This window comes from Stenotrophomonas sp., from assembly GCF_031995405.1.
Lineage (GTDB): Bacteria > Pseudomonadota > Gammaproteobacteria > Xanthomonadales > Xanthomonadaceae > Stenotrophomonas.
Genome location: NZ_DAMAGC010000006.1, coordinates 57,343 through 63,891, shown reverse-complemented (window position 1 = coordinate 63,891; position 6,549 = coordinate 57,343). Strand labels below are relative to the sequence as shown.

Sequence of the window (6,549 nt, the reverse complement as noted above, 5' to 3'; positions counted from 1 at the left end):
CAAGGCGTCCACCACGGTGGCGATGGACTACGCCGACATCGACCTGCCCAACGGCGATCGCCTGCGGCTGTACGGCACGCCGGGTCAACAGCGCTTCGACTTTCTGTGGCCGATCCTGCTGCAGGGAGCCAGCGGCGTGGTGCTGCTGCTGGATGCCACCCGCGGCGGGGCGGTGGACGAGCTGACGGCGTACCTGGCGGTACTGCAGCAGCATGCGGCGCAGGTGCCGGCGGTGATCGGTGTGTCGCGGCTGGACCTGGCTCCGCAGTTCGACCTGGACGCCTGCGCGGCACAGGCCGGGCGCGAGGGCCGTTGGCTGCCGGTGGTGCCGGTGGATGCGCGTGATCGCGAACAGGGGCTGTGCCTGATGGACGTGCTGATGAGCGAAATGGAAACCGGTGCGCTGGTGGCCGCGCATGGCTGACGGACACGATGCGCGCCGCCTGGAGCCGGCAGTGCGCGAGCGCCTGGGGTTGCACCTGCGCGGTTTCGCCGATGACATCAACGGGGTGCGCAGCGTGGTGCTGGCCAGCGTGGACGGGTTCGCGCTGGTGCCGGCGGCCGGTACCCATGGCAACGGCGAACGACTCGCGGCAATGACCAGCGCGATGCTGGCGTTGGCGGCCGCGGTCGGGCGGGAGCTGGCGCTGGGCGAGCTGGAAGCACTGATGCTCGAAGCCGATGGCGGCAAGGTGTTGATGCTGGCGCTGCCCGCGACGCCGTCACCGCTGTTGCTGATGACCGCGTGCGACGCGCGCTGCGTGATCGGCAAGGTGCTGTGGAGTGCCAAGGAATGTGGCCGCAGGATCATGGCCGAACTCAGCGGATCACGAGCCGATCCGCAGGGGAAAACGGGGCTCGATAACCAACGGGGTGCAACATGGCAGGACTCGACGATACCTTGAACGCGCTGATGACCATCGACGGCGCCCAGGCAGTGGCGCTGGTCGATTACGAGAGCGGCATGCTGCTGGGGGAGGCCGGCTCGGGGATGGACATGGAGGTGGCGGCAGCAGGCAACACGGAGGTGATCCGGGCCAAGATGAAGACGGCGGCCTCGCTCAATCTCAACGACACCATCGAAGACATTCTCATCTCGCTGGGCAAGGCGTACCACATCCTGCGCCCGGTCTCGCGCAAGAAGGGGCTGTTCCTGTACCTGGTGCTGGATCGCAACAAGTCCAACCTTGCCCTGGCACGACGCAAGGTGCAGGACGTCGAGGCCGATCTGGCGCTGTAGATTCCCTCCGCCGCCGGTTGCGGTGTGGTGGCGACCGGCGGCACTTTTTTTTTGGTTCTTCTTCCATTGCAGGGAAGCGTCCTGCTGGCGGCCTCCTCCTTGATTTTGCCCAGGCGCCTACCGGCCGCTACGGCGCTCGGTTTGCGGTACGCAGGCAGAAGCCAGGCTTTTCTGGCGGGTCGGTGGATCGGGCGCTGGGCCCCCATGCCCTTGGAGGCGAAATAAAGGAGGAGGGGGCGGCCGCAGGCCGACGCCGGGGGCGTCGCCGGAAAGGGTATGGGGGCCCAGCGCCCGACCCACCGACAACCGCGCCAAAAGATCCACGGCGCTTCATGCTCGCCTCGCGGAGGGCAGAAGAACCTTTCCATTGACCCTGCCGCCGAATACCGGTTGGCGCTACCCGGGCTCGTGTGTGGTGTCGTATGGTTGAGACAGGTCTTTGATGGGTCTGCCTGCATGCGTGGTACCGAGTGCGATGCGGAAGTGCTGGCCGAACTCATCCGCGATGGGTTCGAGGCCTACCATGCGCGCTTTGCGGCAGTGACGCGGCGGGCGCGGGTGCGCTTTGAGACGCGTGACTGGGCCGGCGCGCGGGGCGACGCGGTCGAGCGGATCGGGTTGTATGACCAGTGCATCGCGCAGACCGTGGATGCGTTGCGGCGCGCCGCCGGCGATGCCGTGGGTACCCGCGCGTTGTGGCTGCGGATCCGCCAGGCGTACGCGCTGCTGCTCGACGGACTCATCGATGCCGAGCTCTACAAGACCTTCTACAACACTCTGGCGCGGCGTCTGTTCGCCACGCAGGGCGTGGACGCGGCCATCGAGTTCATGGCGATGGATGTGGAGCCCTCCGATGCGATCACCCATCCGGTGGCGCGGCACAGCTATACGGTGTCGGCCAGCCGCCCGGCCGAAGCCTTGCTGCGGGTGCTGGGCGACTATCGCTTCGATACGCCCTATGCGCACCAGCTGCGTTGCGCGGCGGCGATTGCGGTGCGGCTGCAGGATGACCTGGCTCACTGGGGCGATTACCCGGTGCGCAGCATCGAACTGCTCGATACCGTGTTTTACCGCGAGCGACGCGCCTACCTGGTCGGCCGCGTCTTCGGCGAGCACCGCTTCTCGCCGTGCGTGATCGCGCTGGTCAACGATGGAAAGGGCCTGCGGGCGGAGGCGGTGCTCACCGGTCGGCGTGACGTGGCCCATCTGTTCGGGGTCTCGCGCAGCTATTTCCAGGCCGACCTGGCCACGGTGGGCGACGCGGTGGTGTTCCTGCGCAGCCTGCTGCCGGCCAAGCCTATCGATGAGATCTACACCGTGCTGGGCCGCGCCAAGCAGGGCAAGACCGAGCGCTACCGGACCTTCTTCCGGCACTTCCAGGACCATCCTGCCGAGCAGCTGGTGCATGCCGACGGCACCCCGGGCATGGTCATGGCGGTGTTCACCCTGCCCAGCTATCCGCTGGTGTTCAAGCTGATCCGCGACCGTTTCGCCTGGCCCAAGACGATGACCCGCCACCAGGTGGAAGAGAAATACGCGCTGGTGTTCAATCTGGATCGCGTGGGTCGCCTGCTCGATGCGCAGCCTTATCGCTACCTGCGCTTTCCACGCGCGCGGTTTGCCCCGGCGCTGCTGGAGGAACTGCTGGGCCAGTGCAGCGCCAGCGTCAGCGAAGACGGCGACGAGCTGGTGATCGCGCTGTGCTACGTGCAGCGCCGATTCCGTCCGCTCAACCTGTACCTGCGTGAGCAGGGCAGCGATGGCCGCCGCAACGCCGCGCTGGACTATGCGCAGGCGATCACGGACATGGCGCGCAACAACATCTTCCCCGGCGACATGCTGCCCAAGAACTTTGGCGTGTCGCGGCATGGGCGCGCGGTGTTCTACGACTACGACGAACTGTGCCTGGTCAGCGACTGCAACTTCCGCGCGTGGCCCACGCCGCGCAACGAAGAGGAAGCCCTGGCCGACGAGCCGTGGTTCCAGATCGGGCCGCGCGATGTCTTCCCCGAGCGCTTCTGGATGTTCATGGGTTTGCCGGCAGCCGAGCTGGCCGCCGTGCGCGAGCGCTTCGGGCATCTGTTCGACCCGGCGTGGTGGCAGGGCCTGCAAGCGCGCTTCGCGACGGGCGACTTCCCCGATACGCCGCCTTATGCGGACAGCCATCGGCTGGCCTGATTGGAAGTGTGACCGGGCTGCGTTACGCTCTGGCGCATCCACAAGGAGCAGGTGCGATGCGTTCACTCCATATTCTTGCGCTGGCCCTCGCCGTTGGCGGTGTCGGTATGTCCATGGTTCCCGATGCAGCCGCGCAATCCCGGCGCGAGGTGCGCCAGCAGGCAGAGGCCAGCATGGTGCTTACCGGCCAGATCGATATCGGCACCGAAGGCCAGGTCGAAGGATTCCAGATCGACAAGCGCGGCCAGGTCAACGATGCCATCGCCCGGTTTGTCGAGGGCGCAGTGCAGGCATGGCGCTTCCAGCCGGTGCTGGTCGATGGGCGTGCGGTCAAGGCGCGCAGCCCGGTCAGTCTTCGCCTGGGCGGCAAGATCAATCCCGATGGCGGCCAGCAGGTGACGCTGCTTGCAGCCAGTTTCCAGCAGTACGACCCCGCCGCCACGGATGACGTGACCCGGCTGAAGATGCCCCCGCCGGCGTATCCGGAAGATGTCTATCGTGCCGGCGGACGCGGCGATGTGCTGTTGCTGGTACAGGTCGGCCGCGATGGCAAGGTCATGGACGTGGCGACGGAGCAGGTCAACCTGCGTGTGATTGCCAATGAAGCGGCCATGCGCCAGATGCGCGACAAGCTGTCCCGGGTCTCGATGGCGGCCGCGCGCAAATGGACCTTCAAGGCACCCACCACCGGCGAGCACAAGGAGGACGCGAGCTGGACCGTGCGCGTGCCGGTCACCTTCGCCTTCCACGGTGAAGAGATGCGCTACGGCAAGTGGGATGCCTATATTCCCGGGCCGCGCCAGCAGGCACCGTGGCGCGCGGACAAGGCGCTGGGCGCCGATGCCAATGCCGATCTGCTGCCGGCCGGCGGCGTGTTCATGGCCGATGCTGCCAGCAAGGGACCGCAACTGCTGACCCCGCTCGGCGGCTGATCCGACGGGCTGCGGTCGGCGGGGGGGGGCGCACCGCCGGTCGCGGTGCCGCTGCCGACGTGTTCCTGCTGATCCAGGTCGGGCGCGATGGCAAGGTGCGCAATGTTGCCGCCGAGCAGGTCAACCTGCGCGTGCTGGTGCCGCCGCGGCAGCTCGACACGGTCCGCAACGCGTTTGCCAACAGCGCCATCGAGGCGGTCCGCGACTGGCAGTTCCGCATCCCGATGCAGGGCCCGTTGGCCGATCGCGAGACCTGGGTGGTGCGGTTCCCCGTGCGCTACGCCGACCAGCCTCCCGCGGGTGACGCTCCTGCATGGGAACCGTACCTGCCTGGCCCGCGTCAGCGGGCGGCATGGCAGCAGCCCGAGCGCGTGACGGTAGCCCCGGACGCGCTGGGTGACGGCGTGTTTGTGGCCGGCGACACCCGTGGGCCGGTACTCAAGACGGTGCTCGGCCCGGGCTGAGCCGCCCTTGTCGGTGCCGCTGCGGATCCGCGGCGCCGAGGTGGGTTCGGCGCCGCCCGCAACCTCACGCTTGCGGGTACACCACCGTGCGGTTGCGGCCCTGTTCCTTGGCCATGTACAGCGCCTTGTCGGCCAGGCGCAGCGCCTGCAGCGGGTCGTCGTGATAGCTGGGGTAGTGGGCCACGCCTAGCGACACGGTGACCGAGCCGACCTCTTCGAACACTTCAGCGGCCACCTGCAGGCGCAGGCGCTCGGCGATGCGCGCCGAGGCGTCGGTGTCGATGCCCGGCAGCAGGATCAGGAATTCCTCGCCGCCGTTGCGGCACAGCAGGTCGGTATCGCGCGAGTCGTCGCGCATCAGCTGCGCGATGCGCAGGATCACCGCATCGCCCACCGCATGGCCGAAGCGGTCGTTGATGGTCTTGAAGCGGTCGATGTCCAGCGCGATGATCCCGAACGGCTGCCCGCGTGCCTGCCAGTCCTCCAGCCCCTGCTGCAGCCCGCGGCGGTTCTGCAGGCCGGTCAACGGGTCGGTCATGCTGGCGCGGTTGAGCTTGCCGATGCGGTCCTGCAGCAGGTTGAAGCTGTACAACAGCGCCTGCTTGAGCTGGGCCACTTCGTAGTACCACGCGCGGATGCCGCTGACATGGCGGATGGCGATGCCGGTGTCGCGGTTCTGCACGTTGCGCGCCAGCTGCCACAGCGGCAGCGAGATGCGCCGCGCGAACCACCAGGTGACCAGCAGTGACAGCACGCCCAGCGGGATGGCGTTCCAGATCACCGCCGACATCAGTTGGGACAGCGCCGACAGGGTCGCCTCGGCCGGGCGCTGGGCGACCACGCCCCAGCCGACGATCGGCACCGGCGCATACCCGGCCAGCATCTGCACGCCATGGCTGTTGCGTACCTGCCGGGCACCGGAGTGGCCTTTGCTGACCGCCTGCACCACCGGGTTTTCCATCGCGACCTGGCCGACCCGCGCCGGCTCGATGTGGTACAGGATGCGACCGTTGCGGTCGACCACGTACAGATAGGAACCGTCGCGGTAATAGTGCTTGCCCAGCAGGGTCTGCAGGATGCTGCGCTCGCGCAGGTAGATGGTGCCGCTGACGTAGCCCTGGTACTGACCCTGTGCACTGAAGATCGGGTGCGAGATCGCCACCAGCAGCCGACCGGTGGCGGACTGGTAGGGATCGCTGATGAAGGGCACGCGCCGCGCCAGTGCTTCCCTGTTGCCCGGGCTCTTGAGCACCACGCCCTGCAGGGCCAGGCTCTGCGGCGAGGTGGCCAGCACGGTGCCGGCCGGGTCCACGATCAGCACCGAATTGAAACTGTTGGTCTGCAGCTGCAGGCGGGCCGCCTCGGCCTCCAGTTCGCTGCGGTCGTGCGCCCGCTCGCCCAGCGTGGTGGCGCTGTAGGCCAGTTGCTGCTGCGCGGACTGGATGAAGTTCTGGGTGGTCTCGGCCAGCTTGCTGGCATACACCCGGTTGGCTTCCAGGGTGTTGTCGATCAACTGCTCGCGCTGCACCCGGTAACTGGCGTGCAGGGTATTGGCCAGCGCGATCAGTGCGCTGAGCAGGGCCAGGGCAAGGATCAGCTTGCCGAGGTTGAGGCGGGTCGAAAACGGGCGCATGGGGGCGTTCGGACTGGCAGGGTGCAGCGCCAGCCGCGGGACGGATGGAACGGCAGCGATGGAGCAATCAGGAGCGCACGACTTCCCCGCTCCCGGGCGGAC

Annotated in this window: 7 protein-coding genes; 6 read left to right on the top strand and 1 reads right to left on the bottom strand. The window is 67.7% G+C overall.

Going from position 1 to position 6,549, the window contains the following annotated elements; genetic code table 11:
- The 6 genes from RTO53_RS02110 to RTO53_RS02085 form a co-directional block, all read left to right on the top strand.
- On the top strand, positions 1-424 hold a 424-nt coding region (locus tag RTO53_RS02110; RefSeq protein ID WP_312236235.1), incomplete at its 5' end, for an ATP/GTP-binding protein.
- A gap of 31 nt (positions 425-455) precedes the next feature.
- A complete protein-coding gene (locus RTO53_RS02105) occupies positions 456-905 on the top strand; it encodes a roadblock/LC7 domain-containing protein (RefSeq protein ID WP_312236234.1) in 450 nt (149 codons plus the stop codon).
- Entirely contained in the window at positions 881-1,240 is a 360-nt protein-coding gene (locus RTO53_RS02100) for a hypothetical protein (RefSeq protein ID WP_256776593.1), read from the top strand. The genes RTO53_RS02105 and RTO53_RS02100 overlap by 25 nt, the downstream gene beginning before the upstream one ends.
- A gap of 456 nt (positions 1,241-1,696) precedes the next feature.
- Positions 1,697-3,418 carry a bifunctional isocitrate dehydrogenase kinase/phosphatase gene (gene aceK / locus RTO53_RS02095; RefSeq protein ID WP_312236233.1) on the top strand — a complete coding sequence of 574 codons (1,722 nt, stop codon included), beginning with the start codon at positions 1,697-1,699 and terminating at the stop codon, positions 3,416-3,418.
- Positions 3,419-3,474: 56 nt separating this feature from the next.
- Positions 3,475-4,350 (top strand): energy transducer TonB, encoded by an 876-nt coding sequence (locus RTO53_RS02090; RefSeq protein ID WP_312236232.1) that lies wholly within the window; start codon positions 3,475-3,477, stop codon positions 4,348-4,350.
- A gap of 59 nt (positions 4,351-4,409) precedes the next feature.
- The gene (locus RTO53_RS02085) at positions 4,410-4,814 is read left to right on the top strand and encodes a hypothetical protein (protein ID WP_312236231.1); all 405 of its coding nucleotides are present in this window, start codon (positions 4,410-4,412) and stop codon (positions 4,812-4,814) included.
- 64 nt (positions 4,815-4,878) lie between these two features.
- Here the strand turns inward: RTO53_RS02085 and RTO53_RS02080 are convergent, their stop codons facing one another.
- Complete coding sequence (locus tag RTO53_RS02080; protein WP_312236230.1) at positions 4,879-6,447, bottom strand: sensor domain-containing diguanylate cyclase; 1,569 nt, start codon at positions 6,445-6,447, stop codon at positions 4,879-4,881.
- Positions 6,448-6,549 lie beyond the last annotated feature (102 nt).

Excerpts from the sequence above, each read along its gene's own strand:
- RTO53_RS02090 (WP_312236232.1), top strand. The coding sequence starts at position 3,475 with ATGCGTTCACTCCATATTCTTGCGCTGGCCCTCGCCGTTGGCGGTGTC.
- RTO53_RS02080 (WP_312236230.1), bottom strand. The coding sequence starts at position 6,447 with ATGCGCCCGTTTTCGACCCGCCTCAACCTCGGCAAGCTGATCCTTGCC.
- aceK (WP_312236233.1), top strand. The coding sequence starts at position 1,697 with ATGCGTGGTACCGAGTGCGATGCGGAAGTGCTGGCCGAACTCATCCGC.
- RTO53_RS02100 (WP_256776593.1), top strand. The coding sequence starts at position 881 with ATGGCAGGACTCGACGATACCTTGAACGCGCTGATGACCATCGACGGC.